General features: G+C 56.4%; 17 protein-coding genes. 2 read left to right on the top strand and 15 right to left on the bottom strand.

What is annotated here, in order from left to right; all coding sequences use genetic code 11:
- Nucleotides 1-8: 8 nt before the first annotated feature.
- The 14 genes from PT279_RS01475 to rmuC form a co-directional block, all read right to left on the bottom strand.
- The gene (locus PT279_RS01475; RefSeq protein WP_277164763.1) at nucleotides 9-920 is read right to left on the bottom strand and encodes a hypothetical protein; all 912 of its coding nucleotides are present in this window, start codon (nucleotides 918-920) and stop codon (nucleotides 9-11) included.
- 171 nt (nucleotides 921-1,091) lie between these two features.
- Complete coding sequence (locus PT279_RS01470) at nucleotides 1,092-1,505, bottom strand: chorismate mutase (RefSeq protein WP_277164761.1); 414 nt, start codon at nucleotides 1,503-1,505, stop codon at nucleotides 1,092-1,094.
- 202 nt (nucleotides 1,506-1,707) lie between these two features.
- Nucleotides 1,708-3,756 (bottom strand): transcription termination factor Rho, encoded by a 2,049-nt coding sequence (gene rho, locus PT279_RS01465; RefSeq protein ID WP_277164759.1) that lies wholly within the window; start codon nucleotides 3,754-3,756, stop codon nucleotides 1,708-1,710.
- 244 nt (nucleotides 3,757-4,000) lie between these two features.
- Nucleotides 4,001-5,674: an NAD(P)/FAD-dependent oxidoreductase gene (locus tag PT279_RS01460; RefSeq protein WP_277164757.1), complete on the bottom strand. Its 1,674-nt coding sequence runs from the start codon at nucleotides 5,672-5,674 to the stop codon at nucleotides 4,001-4,003.
- A gap of 575 nt (nucleotides 5,675-6,249) precedes the next feature.
- A complete protein-coding gene (locus PT279_RS01455; protein ID WP_277143495.1) occupies nucleotides 6,250-6,564 on the bottom strand; it encodes a DUF2469 domain-containing protein in 315 nt (104 codons plus the stop codon).
- Nucleotides 6,561-7,748, bottom strand: coding sequence for a GNAT family N-acetyltransferase (locus tag PT279_RS01450; RefSeq protein WP_277164755.1), 1,188 nt, complete (start codon nucleotides 7,746-7,748; stop codon nucleotides 6,561-6,563). The genes PT279_RS01455 and PT279_RS01450 overlap by 4 nt, the downstream gene beginning before the upstream one ends.
- Nucleotides 7,749-7,997: 249 nt before the next feature.
- A complete protein-coding gene (gatB, locus tag PT279_RS01445; protein ID WP_277164753.1) occupies nucleotides 7,998-9,497 on the bottom strand; it encodes an Asp-tRNA(Asn)/Glu-tRNA(Gln) amidotransferase subunit GatB in 1,500 nt (499 codons plus the stop codon).
- Between the two features lie 24 nt (nucleotides 9,498-9,521).
- A complete protein-coding gene (gene gatA, locus PT279_RS01440) occupies nucleotides 9,522-11,066 on the bottom strand; it encodes an Asp-tRNA(Asn)/Glu-tRNA(Gln) amidotransferase subunit GatA (RefSeq protein ID WP_277164751.1) in 1,545 nt (514 codons plus the stop codon).
- Nucleotides 11,066-11,365 carry an Asp-tRNA(Asn)/Glu-tRNA(Gln) amidotransferase subunit GatC gene (gene gatC / locus PT279_RS01435; RefSeq protein ID WP_277143481.1) on the bottom strand — a complete coding sequence of 100 codons (300 nt, stop codon included), beginning with the start codon at nucleotides 11,363-11,365 and terminating at the stop codon, nucleotides 11,066-11,068. Before gatC ends, gatA begins: the two co-directional genes overlap by 1 nt.
- 214 nt (nucleotides 11,366-11,579) lie before the next feature.
- Nucleotides 11,580-12,542, bottom strand: a complete 963-nt coding sequence (locus PT279_RS01430; protein WP_277164749.1) for an ABC transporter permease subunit — start codon at nucleotides 12,540-12,542, stop codon at nucleotides 11,580-11,582.
- A 101-nt stretch (nucleotides 12,543-12,643) separates the two neighbouring features.
- A complete protein-coding gene (locus PT279_RS01425; protein ID WP_277164747.1) occupies nucleotides 12,644-13,639 on the bottom strand; it encodes an ATP-binding cassette domain-containing protein in 996 nt (331 codons plus the stop codon).
- Nucleotides 13,640-14,426: 787 nt separating this feature from the next.
- Entirely contained in the window at nucleotides 14,427-15,218 is a 792-nt protein-coding gene (locus PT279_RS01420) for a TrmH family RNA methyltransferase (RefSeq protein ID WP_277164745.1), read from the bottom strand.
- Between the two features lies 1 nt (nucleotide 15,219).
- Nucleotides 15,220-15,897, bottom strand: coding sequence for an orotate phosphoribosyltransferase (locus PT279_RS01415; protein ID WP_277164743.1), 678 nt, complete (start codon nucleotides 15,895-15,897; stop codon nucleotides 15,220-15,222).
- Nucleotides 15,894-17,243 carry a DNA recombination protein RmuC gene (rmuC, locus tag PT279_RS01410; protein ID WP_277164741.1) on the bottom strand — a complete coding sequence of 450 codons (1,350 nt, stop codon included), beginning with the start codon at nucleotides 17,241-17,243 and terminating at the stop codon, nucleotides 15,894-15,896. Before rmuC ends, PT279_RS01415 begins: the two co-directional genes overlap by 4 nt.
- Nucleotides 17,244-17,524: 281 nt before the next feature.
- Here rmuC and PT279_RS01405 point away from each other — a divergent pair, with 281 nt between their 5' ends.
- A complete protein-coding gene (locus tag PT279_RS01405) occupies nucleotides 17,525-18,583 on the top strand; it encodes a hypothetical protein (protein ID WP_277164739.1) in 1,059 nt (352 codons plus the stop codon).
- A 531-nt stretch (nucleotides 18,584-19,114) separates the two neighbouring features.
- Here the strand turns inward: PT279_RS01405 and clpB are convergent.
- On the bottom strand, nucleotides 19,115-21,748 hold the full coding sequence (gene clpB / locus PT279_RS01400; RefSeq protein WP_277164737.1) for an ATP-dependent chaperone ClpB: 2,634 nt from the start codon (nucleotides 21,746-21,748) through the stop codon (nucleotides 19,115-19,117).
- A 349-nt stretch (nucleotides 21,749-22,097) separates the two neighbouring features.
- Between clpB and PT279_RS01395 the strand changes: the two genes are divergently transcribed.
- A complete protein-coding gene (locus PT279_RS01395; protein ID WP_277164735.1) occupies nucleotides 22,098-23,000 on the top strand; it encodes a DUF559 domain-containing protein in 903 nt (300 codons plus the stop codon).
- The last annotated feature ends 41 nt before the right edge of the window (nucleotides 23,001-23,041 follow it).

Genomic DNA, 23,041 nt, shown 5'->3' with positions numbered 1-23,041 from the left:
TCACCGTTTTACTTGTTTTTATCGCCTTTGCCCAAATCGAGCCGCTTGAGTTCGGGGATATCACTCAATGGATTATTGCCTTGGGCATGTTTTCCATGGACATCGTTGCTCCCATCGGAACCGGTTCCGCTTTCCTTACCCCGTGCACCGGCATTGCTATCAGTATCAGCCACATTCTCAGGCAATCCCTCGGCCGCCTCGGATTCGTTCAACGAACCGGTTTCCGCCAGGACTCCAGCGTCTTCCTCATCGTCCGATGCTTCGAAATCCGCTTCTTCATCAGCGATGACATCAATGCCGATACCGGCTTCTGCGCTACCATCGTCATCGTCAACATCATCCAACGCGTCCGGATCGGCATATTCCTTGGCATCTTCGAAAGCGACTGACGCAGGAGAGTATGGGCCATCCTTGCGATCACCTTTCGTGTCGCGCTCCTCTTCGCGCGCGGCGATGTCCTGCAACGTATGCACCATTCGCATTACGTCATCATCGGTGATGAGCCTCATTTGATCCTTGGTCATCACCGAACGCATGACCATGCGGATATGCGCAATATCGAACGCCGGCCCCTTCTCGCGTTTCGACTTGTCCTTTCTGGCGTAGATTTCCAAGCCATGCTTGCCCTGATGGGCATGAACGTGAGGTGTCCATTTATCGCCTGATTCCGAGGCATCATGCAGCACGGCGAGTCTGGAGAACAAAACCACGCTTTGCATGCTCGAAAGCCCGAATCCCGAACACATCAGGTACCATGAAATCGAATGCTCCAATGTGCCGCCAAGATATTCATCGTATTCGTCCAGCGCCAACCGAATAAGGAACAACTGGTCTTCAATCCGCTTTTCCGGAGTGTCCAGATTGTCGACGATTTTGAATTTTTTCCTACTGACGATCTTCTTGCCGTGTTTCTTGCTCATACCAGCCTCCTTGCCAACGTATGTGAAAGCACATTACAGTGCAATACTATCATTTTTGGAAGTTTCGTTTCCCCAGCATAACAAGGCAAAAGTCATCGTTGACTTGCCAGCATTCACCTTAAGCGAGAACTTACATCAGCAACGAAACGTCATACAAACACTTGATGCATTTCACGCATAGATATCGAGCACGCCAGGATCGCCGCCGGCTTCGGCGATACGTTGATGGCGCTTTTTAGCCTCGGTGACCACGAATTCGCGGTAGTTCTCTTCGATGCTCGGCTCGAGTCCAGCGTTGATGGCGACTTCTTTGAGCCGCACGGCCTGCTGGTTTTCGCGTTCCCGGTCCTCTGGGGCGAACCCGGCCTGTGACTTCAAGACGCCGACTTCGGACGTATATTTGAAACGCTCTGCAAGCAAGGAAACAATGGCCGTATCCACGTTGTCAATGGACTGGCGCAATTGCTTGATGCGTTCGACGGCGCCTGCGACCTGCGGATTGGCCTGTTCCTGGGCATCGTTGATGGTCGTGTTCTGCCAGCTTTCTTTTTGCGGAGTGTCAGCATTTTCAGAAAAATCAGTCATGTCTTTACCTTACGACAAGAACCCCACCACTGTCCTGTAACCCAAACGACGAAGCGCACCAAAGCATCCATATCAACGCTGAACTGTCACTTTGCATGCACTTCAATCTGCAGCGAGATAATGAAAATACCGCTCGAAAGAAAAACAAAACGACGTCTGGCCATAGTCAGACGTCGTCAGGGATTCAATGAAATCCATTCAATCAGGCGTTACCGCTGTTCTGTTTGACGATGGCCTGCAGGAAATCGCGGTTGGTCGCCGTCTTCTTCAGACGCGGCACGATGGTCTGGTAGGCCTGCTCGGGCTCGAGACCGCCGAGGAGACGACGCAGACGATAGATGACCGCCAACTCGTCACTCGGGGTGATGAGCTCCTCGCGGCGGGTGCCGGAGGCGTTGATGTCGATGGCCGGGAAGAGGCGCTTGTTGGCCAGATCGCGCGAAAGACGGAGCTCCATGTTGCCGGTGCCCTTGAATTCCTCGAAAATGACCTCGTCCATCTTGGAGCCGGTTTCCACCAGCGCCGAAGAGATGATGGTCAGCGAGCCGCCGTTTTCGATGTTGCGGGCCGCGCCGAAGAACTTCTTGGGCGGGTAGAGCGCCTGCGCGTCGACACCACCGGAAAGCACTCGGCCGGAAGCCGGGGCGGCGATGTTGTAGGCACGGGCGAGACGGGTCATGGAATCGAGCAGCACCACCACGTCCTGTCCGAGCTCCACCAAGCGTTTGGCACGCTCGATGGCCAGTTCAGCAACAGTGGTGTGGTCGGAAGCCGGGCGGTCGAAGGTCGAGGAGATGACCTCGCCCTGCACGGTGCGCTCCATGTCGGTGACTTCCTCAGGGCGTTCGTCCACGAGTACGACCATGAGGTGCACTTCGGGATTGTTGACCGCGATGGCGTTGGCGATGTTCTGCAAAGTGATGGTTTTGCCGGCCTTCGGAGGGGAGACAATCAGGCCACGCTGGCCCTTGCCGATCGGTGCCACGAGGTCAATCAAACGGCCGATGATCTTATTCGGCGTGGTCTCCTGCTTGAGGCGTTCCTGCGGATACAGTGGGGTGAGCTTGGAGAACTGCGGGCGGCTGGCCGCCTCTTCGACGCTCATACCGTTGATGGTGTCAATGGACTGCAGCGGCACGAACTTCTGACGCTGGTTGCGGCGTTCGCCCTCGCGCGGCTCGCGAATGGAGCCCTGCACAGCATCGCCCTTGCGCAGCCCGTACTTGCGAATCTGGCCCATGGAAACATAGACATCGTTCGGCCCCGGCAGATAGCCGGAAGTACGGATGAACGCGTAGGAATCCAGCACATCGACGATGCCGGCGACAGGGACCATGCCCTCTTTGTTATCGCCACGACGATCGTGCGCATTGTCAACATTGCCGGCTTCATCATTGCCGTAACGGTCGTTACGGTCATTGCGATTGTCGCGGTCCTTATAATCGTAATTATTGCCACGATCGCGCCCACGCAAGCGGCGCTGGTGCCGGTCGTTACCACGATCATCGCGGTTGTAGCGGTCGCTGCGACGTGCATGGCGGGTGAACTCGCGACGGGGTTCATCCTCTTTGGTGTCGTTGGTATGTTCCTCGTCATTGCCGGGAACGGGCAAGGTTGCAAGAATATCGTCCAAGTCGCGAACCTCATTGGAAGCGGTATCGTGACGGGACTGCTGCTCGGCGCGATAGTTGCGACGGCGGGCGTGTTCCTCGCTGCCTTCTTCCATTTCACGTTCACCGCGACGATGCGCGACAAACGACCTGTTCCTGCGATGCGGGGGCTCGACGTCATCAAAAAGCCTAGGCTCCTGCTCAGATCGTTCTTCCTCGTTTTCCTGTTTTTGCGAACGCCTCACATTCCCCCCTGCAGAAGAATGCCGGATAGCCCTGGTCTCGACCTTTTCACGGTTTTCGTCATTGCCCGATACAGCATCCGCGGTTTTTTGATCAGAAACGGACTCTTGGCTTTTATGGTTTCCCGCCTCGTCAACATGTTTGGGGGCGGAATCCTGCTCTTGCACGGATCCGGACTTATCGCTTTCGGCACCGTTCTTGTTCTCAGCCGTTTTAGGCGCGGCCTTGGGAGCACGGACTGTGACACCACTGGGTGCCTTTCCCCCTGTTCTTGCGGCTTGAAGGGTGGCGAGCAATTCCGGTTTACGCATCGTTGACGTACCGCGAAGTCCCATCTGCTTGGCGAGCGTCTTTAGCTCAGGCAGCTTCATATCCTCAATATTCTGGCTAGTTGCCACTATAATGTTGCCTTTCCTTGACTTCCTACGGCATTGCCCGGAAGCTTAATGAAAAAGATGCGGCATATTGTATAAACCGCTTGTGAACATTCGATACCACCATGTGGTTCTCGAACTTTCTTTAGGTTACAACCGATGCAAGACCTTCGCCATGAGCCAACAGACAGCGTGTCGAAAACGCAAAAGGCGAACACTCTTTCAAAGAGCATCCGCCTTGTTACTATGCTTTAAAACCGATTGCCGTCTACTTTTCCTCGTGATAGGACTTTTCGGTGTTGACCGACCAAACGTTCTTCTTGTCGGACCGACCGGACTTGATGTTGTCCACTGCCTCCATCGCACTGGCCATGGAATGGTCCTGGTTGTTGTAACGGTGCTGACCGTTGCGGCCGACGCAATACAAATTGCCGAATGAATCGAGATAATCGATCAGCTGCGGCATCTCGTCGTAGGTGTCGAAGTAAGCAGGATACGCCTTCTTGACATGTTCGCGATGGGAATCCAAAACGTCCTCAGGACCGTTGATCACGCGCATGCGGGTCAGTTCCTTGATGGCGAACGCAGTGGCCTCCTCGTCGCTCAAGTTCCAGAAGTCGTCGCCTTCCTCGCAGAAGTACTCGAGGCCGATCCACACGGTGTCGTCAACATCCTTGACCATGTAAGGACTCCAGTTGTTGAAGATCTGGATGCGGCCGACCTTGTAGCCCGGGTCCTGCACGTAGATCCAGCAGTCCGGCACGATCGGCGGGTTGCCGAGCGTCTTCATGTCGGTGGTGTTCTTCAAACGCAAATGCTTGACCAAGAGGCCGACGGTGACGAAATCGCGGTACGGCAGGCCATTGGCGATGCGCTTCATATCCGCGGGCACGTCCTCGGTGGTCGTGGCGATTTCCTTGGACGTAGCGGTGTCGCCGGAATCGGAAGCCTTGCCGGCTTCGTCAACCTTGGCAGCACGATCGATGGCATTGACCAGATCCTTGATCGGCATCGAGGAAATGAAATCATCGGCCGTAAGCTCCACACGCTTGCCATCGGCATCCTCGTAGATCACACTGGAAATGCTGCCGTCGTCCTTCTGATGCAGTTCAACCACGTTCGCATCGGTGATGACCTTGCCGCCGCCGTCGACGACTTGGCCCTCGACGATCTCCCAAAGCTGGCCCGGGCCGAGCTTGGGGTACCAGAACTCCTCAATCAGCGAGGTTTCGACGTCCTTTGAATTCCGCTTCTTCGGCATCATCTTTTGGATGGCGTTCTTGAGCACGGAAATGACGCTCAGGCCACGCACGCGCTGTGCGCCCCAATCCGCCGAAATCTCGGCAGGGGTACGGCCCCACACCTTGGTGGTATAACCCTCGAAGAACATCGAATAGAGCTGACGACCGAAACGGTTGATATAGAAGTTCTCGAGATTGTCTTCAGGCAGCTTGTGGACCATGCTCCACAGATAGCTGAACCCGGCTTTCAGCGTCAGTTTCAGGCCCAGCGCCTTGAACAGGCCCGGAGACAGGGAAATCGGATAGTCCAGGAAATGGCGGTTCCAGAAAATACGCGAAACGCGGTGGCGCTTGAGCATCACCACATCCGTCTTCTCCGGGTCCGGGCCACCGGGCTCGAGGTCGTGGTGACGGCCGAGCTTCTTGTCGTCGTAGGATAGCGCGCCCTGCAATGGCATGATGTTCTTCCACCAGTCCATCACGCGGTCGTCCTTGGAGAAGAAGCGGTGACCGCCAATATCCATACGATTGCCGTTGTGCTTGACGGTGCGGCTGATGCCGCCGAACTCGCGCGTGGCCTCCAAAACCGTGACGTCGTATTTGTCGGCGCCGCCATCCTTGAGCAACTCCCAAGCCGCTGTGAGGCCTGCAGGGCCGCCCCCGATAATCACTACAGACTTTTTATCCGCATCCTCAGCCACAACTGCCTCCCGAAAAAATACATACCTTGAAGCCGATACGTCCCATTACACAAATCATCACTAGCCTACACGAAAGCGCAAACCAGACCAATCAATCCCAAATAACATACACGAACATTCTTCAAATTCGCTGGAAATTAAATCACTTTGGAAAACTAACTCACGATGGAAGGAAAGATATACTTCGCTCGGGACGCTCCTTGGCCGCTCGGCCGTGTCTTACGCCCGAGCAAAGCATATCTTTCCCTCCATCTTCAACGCCCAATTGTTAATAAAGGGTTGTTAACCAATAAGAGTCTATTTTTTTTATTCGCTTAAAAGTGCCCTCAGAACTCTGACATCGAACGAGTCGCTCTCCTACCAGATTCTATGGCTGAGGTTCGGGAGGTCGGGGCATGTGTTGTCCGACCGTAAAGACTTGGCCTGCGCAAAATTAGAAATTTTGCCTTCGCGCTCAATACATCGCGCTCACTTCGCCTACGAAAAGCCCACTGGGCTTTTCGCTTAACGGCTCAGCCCGGAGCGTGTCGGACAATGTATGCCCCGACCTCCCGGGCCGTCATAAGCACAAACAATCAAGCCAAGGAATCAGGAATATCGATGTCGGACTTCTGCACTTCCTCTACGTTGACATCCTTGAACGTAACAATTCTCACGTTCTTGACAAACCGCGAGGAACGATACACGTCCCATACCCAGGCGTCAGTGAGCTGGACGTCGAAGTAGACGTCCTGGCCGGCCGAACGCACGTTAAAATCGACCTTATTGGCCAAGTAAAAACGTCGTTCCGTCTCCACAACGTATGTGAAGAGCTTGATGACGTCGCGGTACTCCTTGTAGAGCGCCAGCTCGGCGTTCATCTCGTAATCGTCGAGATCTTCAGCGCTCACCGGACGCTACCCCCTGATTTATCGGTTGAAGCCTTCTTATCGTTGGCATTGCCTTTTTTCTGGTCGTTGTGGCCAAGATTACGCCACCACGCTTTTTTCGATTTCTTGCTTTGCGTGGCCGAATAGGGCCATGACGTTTCGGAATCATCATCGGCATCGTGCTTGCGATCGTCGTGCTCAATGCCTGCGGATGGAAGTTCGCCCGAACCTGACTTACCCGCTGTTTCAGCGCCGTTTGAACCGGTAGCGCGAGCCGTCTGTTCCTCGGCGTTTTTCGCACCGTCTTGTCCGCAGCTTCTGACGGCTTGGCTATTGGCCTGACCGGAACCGTTGCCCCCGGTTTCATCACAGCTGGCATCGGTGGCGCCGTCTTTGTCTTTTCTTGCCTTGTGCTGCTTGATTTCGATGGAATGCTCTCGGGCGGCCATGGCTTCCTTCACTCCGGGGTTGCCTTCGATGACATGCATGCCGAACGCATCGAGCGAACGAATCGGATCGTATTCGTCAGCAAGGGTATCAAGAACGATCAAATCCTGATACTTGCCAATGGAAGCGTCCCACAGCGAATCACGCGAAGTTCCAGACTTGATGAAGCCCAGGGACTGATAAACGGAAAGCGTACGCGAACTCTTCTCCGGAACCGCAACCCAGATACGGTGCATGCCGAGCCCGACCGGTGGCGTGGCGAAACCGTAGGTCATCACACGCGGCATCGCATCGCGCGAATAGCCGCGGCCACGGTAATCCTTGCCCAGCATCACCTGGATGCGGGCGGAACGGGCCCAACCGTCGATATCGATCAGGAAAATCATGCCGATGACGTTGTCGGTGGCCTCGGCGTCGATCTTGCCGTCAATGTCGTGGTCGGCGTCCGTCAAAATCGCCCAAGCCATCGTGCGGCGCGCTTCGGGGTCGCCAACTCCGGAATCGGACGAGGCGATGCCATTGACCCACGCGACAGAACGCTTCACCCACGCCTGAACCACGGCGCGTTCGGACTGCTTGTCTTTGCCGGTATCGCCGGAAGCGTTGAAATAGACTTCCAGCTCATCAAGCTTGGGAATGTCCTCAAGGGTGGCTGGGCGCAGATGCACCATCTCGCCACGGATCTCAGGTATGTCGATGCGCTTGGGCAGTTGACGTGAATCCGCCTGAACAGTAGGGTTTTCGGAGTTTCCAGACATTTGCTTTCATTCCTCCAACGCGCTTGGAATCTTCTTTAAGATTACCGTGTTCGCCTGACTATTGGCTGAATGCCCTCGTGCCCGTACTCTATATAAAAATGGGACGGACACGTTTCCATGTTCGTCCCATAGATTTTCACTGCTGCAGAATGTAATCAGACCAGCAAAATCTGACGATTCTGCCTTCGCACTCGATACATCGCGCTCACCTCAGCTACGCGAAGCCCACTGGGCTTCGCGCTTGACACTTCAGCCCTTCATCTTCTTGATGACCAGAGCGCTTACAGCCTTGGCGTCGGCCTGACCGTGGGTGGCGCGCATGACGGCACCGATGATGGCGCCCATCGGCTTCATGTTGCCGCTCTTGAGCTTTTCGGCCACATCCGGGTTGGCGGCGAGAGCCTCGTCAATCGCCTTGTCGAGCGCACCGTCGTCGGAAACGACCTGATAGCCGTGCTTCTTCACCACTTCGTCAGGTGTGCCGTCGCCGGCGAGCACGCCGGTGACGGTCTGCTTGGCGAGCTTGTCGTTGAGCTTGCCGTCGGCGACGAGCTTCTCAACCTCAGCCACATCGGCCGGGGTGATCGGCAGCTCTTCAAGCGAAAGACTGCGCTCGTTGGCGACGCGGGAGATCTCGCCGAGCCACCACTTGCGGGCACCGGCTGCGGTTGCGCCGTCCTTGACGGTCTCTTCGACCAAGTCAAGCGCGTCGGCGTTGATGATGTCGCGCATCTCGAGATCGCTGAGGTTCCATTCCTTCTGCAGACGGGCACGGTGCTCGCGCGGCATTTCGGGCATGGTCTTGGCGATTTCGTCGATGTGATCCTGCGTGATGTGCAGCATCACGAGGTCGGGGTCGGGGAAGTAACGATAATCGTTCGCATCGGACTTCACACGGCCGCCGGCTGTGGTCTGCGTGGCCTCGTCCCAGTGACGGGTCTCCTGCAGGATCTCGCCGCCTTCGTCCAAGATGGCCGCCTGACGACGGATCTCGTACTGCAGGGTCTTCTTGATGCCGCGGAAGGTGTTGACGTTCTTGGTCTCGCTACGGGTGCCGAGCTCGGTCTCGCCTTTCTTGCGCAGCGAAATGTTGACGTCGGCACGCATGTTGCCCTGCTCCATGCGACCGTGGGAAATGCCCAGGGCACGCACGATGTCGCGGATGGCACGCATGTAGGCGTCCGCAATCTCCGGGACGCGGTCGCCGCCGCCCTCGACGGGCTTGGTGACGATCTCGATCAGCGGAACGCCAGCGCGGTTGTAATCGACCAACGAATGGTCGGCGCCTTCGATACGGCCGTCAGCACCGCCCACGTGGGTGTTCTTGCCGGCGTCGTCCTCGATGTGCGCACGCTCGATCGGCACGCGGAAGGTGGTGCCGTCGTCAAGCTCGACGTCGAGGTAGCCGTTGCCGTTGGTCGGCTTGTCGAACTGCGAGATCTGATAGTCGCGAGGCATGTCCGGGTAGAAGTAGTTCTTACGTGCGAACTGGCTCCACTCGTTAATCTGGCAGTGCAGCGCCAGACCCAGCTTGATCGCGAAATCGACGGCGGTCTTGTTGACCACTGGCAGGCTACCGGGCAAGCCAAGGCTTACCGGGGTCAGCTCCGTGTTCGGTTCCGCACCGAACTCTTCGTGCGCCGGGCAGAACAGCTTGGTCTGCGTGCACAGCTCGACGTGGGTTTCCAGACCGAATACCGGGTCAAATTCCTTGACGGCATCGGAATACTTCATCAATTTTTCAGCCATGATTTTATGCTCCTTGCCGTCCGATTACTTTGCGTTGCCCAGCCACGGGGTTTTGAGGGACTGCCAGATCGGGCCGCCCCACTGCTCCTCGAGAGCCACTTCGAGCGCGGCCGCAGGCTTGTACATCTGCTCGTCGTGCTTCTGCGGGGCCATGAGCTGGAAGCCGACCGGCAGACCGTCGTCCGAAAGCCCGGCAGGAATGCTCATTGCCGGAATGCCAGCCATGTTCGCCGGAATCGTGGCGACATCGCTCATGTACATGGTCAGCGGGTCGCTCAGCTTCTCGCCCAGCTTGAACGCGGTGGTCGGAGAGGTCGGGGCAACCAACACGTCGGCCTTTTCGAACGCCTTCTTGAAGTCGTCGATAATCAGGGTGCGAACCTTCTGCGCCGAACCGTACCACGCATCATAGTAACCGGCGGAAAGGGCGTAGATGCCGAGAATGATACGACGCTTGACCTCGTCGCCGAAGCCGGCCTCACGGGTGTAGGCCATCATGTTCGCGGCGGTCTGCGGCACGCCTTCCGGCGGCATAACGCGCAGGCCGTAACGCATGCCATCGTAACGGGCCAAGTTGGAGCTAACCTCGGAAGGCATGATGATGTAATAGGCCGCGAGCGCATAATCGAAGTGCGGGCAATCAACCTCAACTACTTCGGCACCCATATCCTGCATGAGCTTGACCGCTTCGTTGAAGCGAGCTTCGACGCCGGGCTGATAGCCGTCGCCGCTCAGCTGACGCACCAGGCCGACGCGAACACCCTTGAGGTCACGCTTGTAACCTTCGCGGGCAGCCTTGGCAATCGGCGGGACATCCATTGGGATGGACGTGGAATCACGCACATCGTGGCCGCCGATGACTTCCTGCAACAGTGCGGAATCGAGCACGTTACGGGAGACGGGGCCAATCTGGTCGAGTGAGCTCGCCATGGCGATCGCGCCGAAACGAGAGACACCACCGTAGGTGGGCTTGACGCCGACCGTGCCGGTGAGGCTACCAGGCTGACGAATCGAGCCGCCGGTATCGGTACCCAGCGCAAGCGGCGCCTCGAACGCGGCGACCGCGGAAGCGGAACCGCCGCCGGAACCACCGGGAACGCGCTCGGTGTCCCAAGGATTGTGGGTCGGGCCATACGCGGAATGCTCCGTGGAGGAACCCTGCGCGAACTCATCGAGGTTGGTCTTGCCGAGCAACGGCATGCCAGCGGCCTTGAGCTTGGTGATGACCGTGGCATCGTACGGCGGAATCCAACCTTCGAGAATCTTCGAGGCGGCCGTCGTGGGAATGCCCTTGGTGACGATCATGTCCTTGATGGCGATCGGCACACCGGCAAGTTCCGGTAGACCTTCGGTTTCTCCGGCGGCGTTCTTCTTGTCGAATTCGTCGGCCTGGGCACGTGCCTCGTCGGCGGAAACGTGAAGGAAGGCGTGCAGATCCGGCTCGGCGGCGTTAATCACGTCGAGTTCGGCGTCGACCAGCTCGCGGCTGGAAACTTCCTTGTTGCGAATCTTTTCCGCCATCTGTGCGGCGGTCAGCTTCACCAGTTCGTTTTCGTTTGTTTCGGCCATCACTCATCACCTCCAAGGATTCGCGGTGCCACGAACATACCGTCTTCGGTGGCGGGGGCGCCGGAAAGCGCCTCTTCGCGGGTCAGCGGCTTTTCGGGGACATCGGGGCGCAGATACGCCTCAAGCGGGACCGGGTTGGCAGTGGGTTCGACGTCATCGGACGCGACTTCCTGCACCTTGTTGATGGAATCGGCGATGACGTTCAACTCGCCTTGCATGCGGGTCGCTTCCTCGTCGGTGAGCGCGATCTGGGCGAGATGACCCAGATGCTCGACTGTTTCTCTTGTGAAAGTAGGCATAACCTTAACTATATGAGTCGTCTGTGACGTTCAGATGACGAGTATTCCACGGCAAAAACCTCATCCCGATAACGAATACCTCAATATTCTGGCAACTTCTGCGACTAACAAGACAATCCTGCGGAAAAACGTATATTTCAGAGACCCAAAGTGCATGTTTTCTCGCAGGATTGTCTTGTTTCCAGCGCAACCTACCGTCTATCGGGCCGAATCGTCACTTCACGTCACGTTTGCGGACGATGAACGTTCCGACAATGTAGAAGACCGCGGCCCAAGCCAGCATGAGAAGCCCGCTTTGCCACCAGTTCGGGACGAACCAGCCCTTGGGCAATTGGCTCGGTGCCGAAACCGGGGATGGCCCCGACATGAACGTGTCGACCAGGCTGGAAGGCATCAGATTCGAAAGTTCCATTGCCCATTGCATATGCTTCGAAAGACCATAAATGATACCGAGTATCGAAGTGGACATGGTGTAGATGGCTATGAAAACGACCACGCCGCCGGCGGTCGAACGGAGCATCGCGCCAAGACCGAGCGCAAACTCAGCGACCAAAGTCACCATCGCGGCGCCACCGAGAACGACAATCAACGGAAGCCAGCGTTCCTTCGAGCCTAGTGGCGTCTGCTTGCTGCCGCTGAGCATGGCCTCCAACAAACCCCAGGAAACAAGCAGCATTACCAAGGAAAGAACAAACGAATAAATGGCCACCGCAACGGCTTTGGCGTTCATGAACATCACGCGCCGAGGGTTGACCACCAGTGACATCTGCACCGACGAAGTCCCGTATTCGCCCGTAATCGAAAGGATGGCGACCACACCGATCAGGATGAACGCAAAGGCCATGCTTTGGGCAACACAGTTGAACAGTTCCGTGCGCGGAATTGGGGCAGCCGTAGCCATCCATTTGCCTCTGGCGTCGTAATGGCTCTCCTGCTTGACGCTCCATGCAAACATGGCTGCGAAACCAACGGTCAGCAGGACGGAGATGGCCGAAAGCCACCAGGTCGAAGCGATGCTGAACAGTTTCAGCAGCTCGGCACGGATGCTGCCGAGGAAACTCAGGTGCACGTGGGCCATGCTGCGATTCTGGTTGAGATCCTTAGGACGCTGGTTGATGTTTCCCGATCGATGGTTTTGCACGGGTTTTTCGGCCGTTGCATTCGTTGCATTCGGCATCGCCCTATTCATCACGTTTATATTCGCAGTATTCGCCGCGTTCATTGTCATCGTATTCTCTGCCATCACATTCGCTGTCATCGTATTCGCTGCATTTGCTGTCATCGTGCCTGTCCCCCGTTTTGCCGCGCTGCATTGCTGTATTGAATCGGCTGCTGGCCGGGCAATTCGTGCGTGGCGTATTGCACCTGCGAATGCGTGAGCGCCATGTAGGCATCTTCCAACGAAACCTTTTCCTCGACCAGTTCGTAGGTCACCAATTGTGCTTGGGCGAAAACCTGCGCGGCCGCCTTGAGATCGGCCCCGGTGACATGGAACACGGCACCTTCGCGCGGGTCGGAAGCGGAACGTTGGTCAGATTCCACCTTCACTTGCGGCGCGTTGGCAAAAATAGCCATCAATTTCTGAGGTTCCGGGGTGACCACGCGAATGGAATTGGTGGAATGCTCGGCAACGAAATCGTTGACGGTGGTCGTCTCCAGAATCTTGCCCTGCCCGATAATGACCAAATTGTCGGCAGTAAGCGCGACCTCGCTCATCAAATGCGAGCTCAAAAGCACCGCACGGCCTTCACTGGCACAATAACGGCAGAGCTCACGCACCCACTTAACACCTTCGGGATCCAATCCGTTGACCGGTTCGTCGAGAACCAGATTGTGCGGGTCACCCAAAAGAGCGGCGGCAATGGAAAGCCGCTGGCTCATTCCAAGAGAGAAGTTGCCGGCCTTACGCTTTTTGACACTGGCGAGGCCGGTCATGTCGATGACCTCGTCGACGCGACGCTTAGAAATGCCATTGGTCAGTGCCAGCGAGCGCAGATGGTCGTATGCGGAACGGCCTTTGTGGGCGGATTTGGCATCGAGCACCGCACCGACGCAAGTCATGGGAGCACGAGCCTTACGAAAATCGCCGCCATCAATGAGCGCCTGCCCGGAATCCGAGGAAATCAAGCCAAGCGCCGCCCGCATCGTAGTGGACTTGCCGGCACCGTTGGGGCCGAGAAAGCCGGTGACCTTGCCGTCAACGGCCGTAAAACTGACATTGTCGAGCGCGACCTTGGACCCGAATCGCTTGCTCAAATTGGTTATTTTGATCATATTTTGAATATAACATGCCAAAGCAAAGGGCCAGTACCTGTCTAGGGGACGTTTCAGGGTCTGTTCAGGGATAAATCAGGGTCAAGTAAACCGACGCCTAAAAGAAATACACTTGATCCCCATGCTTCACCGCAGAACCTTTGCCAGGCATGGCAAACGCAACAACCAAGTAGTCGTCGGCAAACACGATGGCTCCGAGGTATCAGGAAATTCTGTCGCTACCGACAATCAGCGGCCTTCCGGAGCCTCGAAGAAGTATTCGATTGATGATCTCGGCCAATAATTGTCTTCTCTGGTCATCAGTTCGCTGATAAGACCGTCTTCAACAGAGACACTGTAGGCCCGTTCTCCCCTTTCGGAAACGGTATCATTGAGTTTCCAGACTCCGCCATGCGTACCATTGTAACCATGCTATGAGTTCCAGCCCAGAACTATGGTATTGTCACCGCCCACTTTCATTGTGTATTCGCTGATATCCCAATTATCGATGGCGTTTACCTTGAGACTCCAATCGCCCACGACCCATTTTCGAGGCATGACAAGCGTGGCGGACGACGAAGATGGATCGGACTGCGGTTGCTCGGCGTCAGAAGGCCTGCCACATTGAGGGCAAAACCGGACGCCATCTTGCATTTTCGCGCCGCAATGATTGCAGAATCTCATTGTTCTTCTCTTGTCTCTTGGGTGAGAGCCGACCACATCGCCGGAAAGCAATACCTTAATTCTACCCCTTTGCTAGGCAAAAGGGGTAGAATTGTCAAGAACAATAGGATACTTTTATCTGGTTTTATCTGGTGAGGTGCTGCGATATCCAGCAGTGCATGGCAACTGCGGCAGCGGCGCCGGCGTTGATCGAGCGCACCGAGCCGAACTGGGAGATATAGACCACATCGTCGGCAAGTTCCAGCGCCCGCTGCGAAAGGCCGGGACCTTCAGCTCCGAAAAGCATCAGGCAACGGTTCGGGAAGCGGTAGGTTTCGATGGGGACCGCACCGGGAATGATGTCGAGCGCGATGATACGGGAGGCTTTGGCGTTTTCGGCGATGCGATGGTAACGTGCCTTGTCCACACGGAATTCGGCCTTGGCCTCGTCGGCTTCGGCCTGTCTAATTTCCTCGGCGATTTCCTTTTTCCAGCTGGCCACCAGCTCCTCGATCGAAGGGTGATGGTCGACGTGCTGGTAAAGCTCGGTCATCAGCGCGCCCTTGCGGTTCCATTTATGAGGACCGACGATATGGACCTTGCGGGCGGCGAAGGCGTTGGCCGTACGGACCATCGAACCGATGTTGAAATCATGCGTCCAGTTTTCGACGGCAACTTCGAAGCCGTGACGGCCCTGCTGGTCGAGGTCGGCTTTGATGGCGACCACCGACCAGTAGCGGTATTTGTCGAGAACATTGCGGCGATCGCCACTGTTGAGCAGTTCCGGATCATAGCGTTCATCGAAATTCGGGGACTGCGGATCATCGGGACGCGGTTCATCAGGATGGACTTCAGACCACGGGCCAACACCCACCTCACGGAAAACCGGCTCACTCGAAGCCTGAGCCGCAGCGGTTATGGGATTGGGTTCGCGCATGTCAGTCGGCCTTCTTCGCGGTAGAGGCACTTTCGCCCAAGTCACCATCACGCAACTCATCCTCGTCGAAAGCCCTCACGAACGGCAAGTTGCTTTCTTCGTTGGAAACAGGATTGATGACTTTGATATCACCGCAATCAGCGTCTCCACCGATACCTCCGACAAGCGAAGCGATGGCGACCACCTGTGCGCCCTCATGTTCGACGACGCTGAAGTCAAGGCTCAGCTCGTTGCCATTGCGCAAAGTGACCAGCGACGAAGTCTGCACATACGACTTTTCGGAAAGCCAGGAATCCAGCAATATCACACGCTTACCGACGATCGATGGGCCTTTGATCGACGGATAAACGAAATCCATGACAAAACCGTCGAGTTCACGACCACGCGCATGGGCAGCATGCATCACCGCCGTCACCATCGGCACAGCAGCTGCGGTCAACGCGCCGACCGCATCAAAATCAACAAGGGCAAAGCCGCGTTGCCCCAGCGCGTCGAGCAACGCGTCGCCAATCAGCGCGGCACCGCGATGGTCAAGGCTCACATCGAACAGCTCGCTGAACGGTTTCCTCGCCACCGCCGATCGCAGAAGCGTCGGCAATTCCCTATCGTTTTGGTCTTTGCCCTTATCTTCGCCTCTGCTTTTGGCTTCGACGTCGATCTCGGCTTGTTCGGCACTCATTGCTTCTCCTCCGGCTCAAGATCCAATTCGGGCGCGGTCAGCTCATGGACGTCGGTCTTTTCGGAATCAACCATCTCGACCGGGTCGATGACCTTGCTCGAATCAATCTTCTGCATTTTACGCGCGGTGACCAACACACGCGATTCCAGTGACGAGGCGAAGGCGTTGTATGCCGAAACCGTACGGGTGATGGAATGGCCAAGCTTGTTGGCCTTGTCGCCCAAAACAGCAAAGCGTTCATAAAGCTCTCGCGAAAGATCGAACAGCATTTTGGCGTCATCGGTGAGGCTTTGCTGCTGCCAGGCGAAGGCGACCGACTTCAAGACGGCCCACAGGGTGACCGGCGAAGTCAGCGCGACCTTACGCGCAAATGCGTCATCCATCAACGTCGGATCGACTTTCAACGCCGCTTCGAGCAAGGCATCATTAGGAATAAAAGCGATGACGAAATCAGGAGTGGTGTCAAAGGCGTTCCAATAGGCTTTGTCGCCAAGAGTCTTGACGTGTTCGCGCAGCGCCTTCGCGTGGGCCTGCAGCAACTGGTCGCGACGCTTGAGCTCGTCCTCCGGGGCGGTGTCAGGAATCTCGCAGGCACGCTGGTAATCGGAATACGGGGCCTTGGCATCGATGGGGATGGTCTTGCCACCCGGCAGATAGACGACCATATCCGGCCGCTGCACGCGCCCCTCCGGATCGGTAACGACCACCTGCGTATCGAAATCGACATGTTCCAGAAGCCCTGCCGACTCCACGATGTTGCGAAGCTGCGCCTCGCCCCACGCGCCGCGAACCTTGTTGTTGCGCAATGCGGCCGAAAGCGAACTCGTCTCCTTGTCCAAGCGGGTTTGCTGCTCGTTCAAGCCTTTGAGCTGCTGGCCCAGGGAGCCCATCTCCTGCTTGCGGCCTTCCTCGATCTGCGTGACCTTCTGCTGCAAAGCGTCGAGATTCTTCTGCACGGGCGCGAGAGCGGAAAGCACCTTGCTCTGCTCGGCCATCGCCTTGGCCTGCTCAGCCTGCTTGCGCTCGGCCGCCTGCCGTTCCTGCTCCTGCTGCCTCTGCACACGCAGCTGTTCGGCCTGTTGAGCCTGCGCCAACTGGGATTTGACGAACGCAAGTTGTTGGTTCAACCCATCGCACTGCGTGCGGTATTGCGCGACTTGGGTGGTGAGCTCCGCAACTTGGCGCTGAAGCTCGTCATTATGGACCTGCGCTTCTTCGATATCGGCTTTGTTGACGTCTCGCGCCGTTTCCTGCCCTTTGGATTTGCCCAGCACAAATCCGGCCACCAGCCCCAACGCTGCTGCGAGGATGACCAACACGATTATCACTACAGGATTTTCGAACATATGTTCTATTACACAGGATGCCTTGGACGAAACCCGCATTGCAATAACTGCAATCAAAACCGCCGGCATCGAAACCAATGACCTTGCCACAACGGGGCTTCTCGCCTGCATCTTGGCAATGAGACAGTCACTTGCCCTCACCATAGCATGAGACGCGAGACAGACGCGTCCGGTATGTCTACAACCAGGTAAGGCGTGCGTATATCTCGTGTCAATCAGCGCGTCGCAAGAGATATCGGCACACAAAACTGCGATGATGAAGAGACAACCAAGGAGGAGCCATGAGGTTCGATTTATTCATGGGCGGTTTGGCGGTGGTGGCCGCAGCATTGGCCACATGGCTCATCATCCTATTTTTCCGCTCGCCCACTTTGTCGCAATCTTCGGTGGAAACAGCGCTTCAAGGGCTGCGCAGCCCCTCTTCCAACGACACGACACCGGCGGACGAAACCCGTCAAGCCGGCGAAGCAGACCAAATCGAACAGACCGGTGCTCAGATCTCACGCATTTCACGCCTGATGATTGTCGCAATCGTATTTACCGTAATCGTCTTCATCCCCTCGTTGCTCAGCCGTTTCACCACAACTTTGGTACCGACCTGGATGGTCAATCCTTGGCTGCAAGCCATTTTGACCACGCCGACGATGTTTTGGTGCGGCGCGCCGATCCACCGGGAGGGCTGGCATGCGCTGAGTCGCCGCGCCCCGGATGTCAATTCGCTGATTTCGCTGGGAGCCACGGGAGCCTTCATCTACAGTCTGGCGATTTGCGTGGCCGGCAACCAGTTCCCGGAAGGCTCGCGGCACGCGTATTTCGGCGGGGTCAATCTCATCATCACCTTGGCGCTGGCTATTGAGCTGGTCGAGGTCCTGATTCTTCAGGATGTCGAAAAATCTCAAAATTCGATGAATCCTGCAGCAACCTCGCAGACCATGTCTGCGGCAACGAAAACTTCTACTGCCAATGACGGCTCATCTGCTGCAGCAAACGAAGGCAACGAGAGCTCACCGTCTCAAGTCTCAGACACCGGTTCCAGCACCAGCAATACCGCCACAAACGCAAGCGCCACAGCCCACGCCCTCGCTGACCGCGCGTTCAACACGCTTATTGCCGGCATCAGAAAGCTCGCGCATTTCAGCCGTATTTTCGTCATCACTGTCATCATCATCGCGGTCTGGGCGTTCGCGCTTTTGGTCGTGTTCGGCCCGCAGCCGCGCCTGACCTTCGCGTTGTTCGGCGGAGTCGGCGTGCTGGTAATTGCAGGGTTCATTCTTGCGATTCTTGCGCTTGTCCTCATCATCAACGGACGCAGAAAAGCGCAACGTGACAATATCAATTAAGACGACGAGATGAAAGCTCTGTCGGCTTGCAACGGGCATATCCGCACAACCTGCGTAGCACAGAAGAATTTTACGCGCATTGCTGATGTTCGCTGCTACGTGTCGGATAATAACCATCCGATAGATCGTTGGAATTCCACGGTTTCTTATGTTTGCAAATTTTCTTTTGAACCAATTTCACAGCACGGAATGAATTTTATAGGCATTTCACTGCTCGCTGCTACGTGTCGAATATCATCCGTTCGTAGAATCGTTGGTATTCCGCGGTTTCTTATTTTCAGAAACCCTCATACAATCAATTATCACAGTACTGAACCGGTTTTCCCAATCTCAAGACGTTCCCTGCTGCAAATTGGTACGCTTAGTAACGCTACATAATCCTTGAAACAGCACAAGAGCCGGGCCATCGCATTGCTGCGACAGCCCGGCTCTTGTACCAGATATTGCTATCTATCGGTTATCGATAAACCTGTAAACCTGTTGCGGAACGCTTGGTTACTTGCGTTTCGCAACCGGGTTCATACCATCAAATCACTTGTCTTCGTGATCCTCATTCAGCGGATCTTCGGGCATCGTGCTCAGCTCGAGGTGATCGCCGCCAGTCTGGTCGACCAAAACGGTATCGCCGTCGTGGACCTTGCCCGAAAGCAACATCTTCGCCATCTGGTCGCCGACCTCGGTCTGCACCAGGCGACGCAACGGACGGGCGCCGTAAGCCGGGTCGTAACCGGCGTTGGCGAGCCATTCCTTCGCGGCCTTGGTGACGTCGAGGGTGATGCGGCGGTCGGTCAAGCGAGACGCAACCTGCTTGACCTGAATGTCGACAATCTCGCCCAGCTCCTCGCGGGTGAGCGGATGGAAAATGACCAGCTCGTCGAGACGGTTGAGGAATTCCGGCTTGAAGTGCGCGTGGACAGCGTCCATCACGGCCTTCTTCTTGGCCTCGTCATCCAAGTCCGGCTGCACCAGGAACTGCGAACCGAGGTTCGAAGTCATGATGAGGATCGTGTTCTTGAAGTCCACGGTCCGCCCCTGGCCATCGGTCAGACGGCCGTCGTCAAGCACCTGCAAAAGGATGTCGAAGATCTCAGGATTCGCCTTCTCCACCTCGTCGAACAGCACGACAGAGTAAGGACGACGCCGCACGGCCTCGGTCAACTGACCGCCCTCTTCATAACCGACGTAGCCGGGGGCCGCACCGATCAGGCGGGTCACGGACCCCTTGTCCATGTACTCGCTCATGTCGATACGCACCATGGCCTTCTCGTCGTCGAAGAGGAAGTCCGCCAACGCCTTGGCGAGCTCCGTCTTGCCCACGCCTGTCGGGCCCAAGAAGAGGAACGAACCGGTCGGACGATTCGGGTCGGAGATGCCGGCACGTGAGCGCCGCACAGCGTCCGAAACCGCCTGAATGGCTTCCTTCTGGCCGATGACGCGCCTGCCCAAGTAGTCTTCCATATTGAGAAGCTTCTCGTTCTCGCCTTGCATCAGACGGCCGACGGGGATGCCGGTCCATTCGGAGACGATGCCCGCCACCGAATCGGCGTCGACATGGTCGGGAACCATCGGCTCGGTTTCCTCGCCCTTTGCGTTCTCTTCGTCCGCGGCTTGCTCGGCCAGATCCAGTTGCTTCTGAATCGCTGGAACTTCGCCGTAAAGAATCTTGCTGGCCTTCTCCAAGTCGCCCTCGCGGGTGTACTTGTCGGCCTGCACCTTCTTGGCGTCGAGCTGGGCACGCAGGTCGCCGACCTTGTTGTGACCGGCCTTCTCCTGGTCCCAACGGGCTTTCAAACCCGAAAGCTTCTCGCGGGTGTCCGCCAAGTCGCTTTGCAGCTTCTTGAGCCTGTCCTTGCTGGCAGGATCCTCGGCCTTCTTGAGCTGCATCTCCTCCATCTCGAGACGGGTCTCGCGACGTTGCAGCTCATCGATTTCCTCGGGCTGACTATCGAGCTCCATGCGCAGGTGCGCAGCGGCCTCGTCAACCAAGTCGATGGCCTTATCGGGCAGCTGACGGCCGGTGATATACCGGTTGGAAAGCGTCGCCGCGGCAACGAGCGCGTCGTCGCCGATGGTCACCTTGTGGTGGGCCTCGTAACGCTGCTTCAGGCCGCGCAAGATCGCGATGGTGTCTTCAACGCTCGGTTCGCCGACGAAGACCTGCTGGAAACGACGTTCCAGCGCCGGATCCTTTTCGATGTTTTCGCGGTATTCGTCCAGTGTGGTCGCGCCGATCAGGCGGAGCTCGCCACGGGCCAGCATGGGCTTGAGCATATTACCGGCGTCCATCGAGCCTTCGGCCGCACCAGCGCCGACGATAGTATGAATCTCATCGATGAAAGTGATGATCTCGCCGTTCGCGCTCTTGATCTCGTTCAAGACGGACTTCAAGCGTTCCTCGAACTCGCCACGGTACTTCGAGCCGGCCACCATCGAGCCTAAATCAAGGCTGATGAGTTTCTTGTTCTGCAAGGTCGTGGGGACGTCGCCCGCCACGATACGTTCCGCAAGGCCTTCGACGACGGCTGTCTTGCCGACGCCGGGCTCACCGATCAATACCGGGTTGTTCTTGGTACGACGGGAAAGAATCTGGATGACGCGGCGAATCTCCTGATCGCGGCCGATGACCGGGTCAAGCTTGCCTTCCTTCGCCTGTGCGGTCAAGTCGGTGGAGTACTTCTCCAGCGCCTTGTAGCTGCCTTCCGCGTCTGGGCTGGTGACTTTCGCACCGCCACGCACACTCGGAACGGCCTTGCGCAAGGCTTCCGGCGTCACGCCGTTGTTCTTCAGAATCGTCGCGCTCTCGTTGGGCGCGGCGTCGGCGATGCCGATAAGCAGATGTTCGGTGGAGACGTATTCGTCGCCCATTTTCTGCATTTCCTTCTCCGCCTGAGCCAACGCGGCCGTCAACTGACGGCTTGCCTGCGGCTGCGAGGTCGAAGACCCGCTCGCACTCGGCAGCGCCACCAACGCGTTGCGCACTGCGGCACCAATCGCCTTCGGGTCCCCGCCCGCGGCGCTGATCAGCCCCGCGACCACGCTGTTTTCCTGACGCAGCAACGCATCCATCAGATGCAAGGTGTCAACCTGCGGGTTGCCCGCAGCCGACGCGCTTTGAATCGCGTCACCGATGGCTTCCTGAGCCATGGTCGTAAATTGTTGTTCCATGTTTTCCTCCGTTTGTTCGCCCTGTTCCTTCGTGAATCGTTGGAATTCAAGGCATTATTCAATCTCTGCTTATTACAACCGCAAACGGAGAGGTTCTATTCCCAAAACTTGAGTCTATTCGACTCAACTTTTAGACGTCATTGTCTAGTTAGTGGTTGTGAGTCGGTTCTTGACGAATCTCGACTCACACTAACCCATGGTTACCAAAAGATACTGTACATATTTCCATGGTTTCTTTTGGTAACCATGGGTTAGTGTGAGTCCAACTTTAAGAACCACATCAAGAAATCTTGAATTTTGTCCGATTACCCCAAAATAATTCGACTTATCTCCGAAAATTTCATATTTTATGGATATGTTCGAGTTAAGAAGAGAACCCAAACAAACCGATCTGATGCGGCACGCAGCATGGGAACGCCAGCAGCGGGCAATTCTGACATTGCATGAGGCGCAAAGCCGCACCTCCATGCGGCTGACGGCCAGTCATTTCACAGCGGCACATCTTATGGGAATTCCTACACCCAAACAACCCAAATCCACTGACGTCTATGTCTGCGTCAAACAAGGACAATCGCGTCTGCGGGTCCACAACCTTCAGTGCAGAACTTGGAACAACACCGACAGCACTGGCAACACTATTGAGATAGCGGGAATACTTTGCAGCTCACCGGAGGCGACTTTCGCCCAATTGTCGCGCGAATTGCTGTTGGAAGACGCAATCGTACTCGGCGATGCTCTCGTCTGCCGTGATGAAATGCTACGACGTACTTCCAAAAGGAAAATCAATCAGTATCTCAGAGATTGCCTTCCATTCAGACACCAGCACAACTGCCTGCAGGCATCTTCGTTGATACGCGAGAACACCGATTCGCCCGCCGAGACACGACTTCGTCTGACCCTATTAAAATACGGATTTCCGGAGCCAAAAGTCAATTATCGACTTGACATCAACAACGCCCACTATTTTCTTGACATGGCCTATCCCGAATACCGAATCGGCATCGAGTTCAACGGGCAGCACCACCATTATCAGATAGCCGAGGATTTGGACCGATTAAACATCATTCAGTCAAGGGGATGGCATGTATTCGCCGTCGAAAGGAACAACATCGGTACCAGATCGCTTGATTTGCGGTTCTGCAACTACCTGAATCAGGCATTTCGCGAAGCGGGAAAGCATCACAGCGAGTATTTGAGCTGCCCCATGCCGCTTTCTCAGCTCTGTGACCTTAGACGCGCTCACACTAACTGATGGTTACCAAAAGATACTGTACGTATTTCCATGGTTTCTTT

Source organism: Bifidobacterium sp. ESL0784 (assembly GCF_029433295.1).
Lineage (GTDB): Bacteria > Actinomycetota > Actinomycetes > Actinomycetales > Bifidobacteriaceae > Bifidobacterium.
This window is presented reverse-complemented; position numbering and strand designations above follow the sequence as displayed.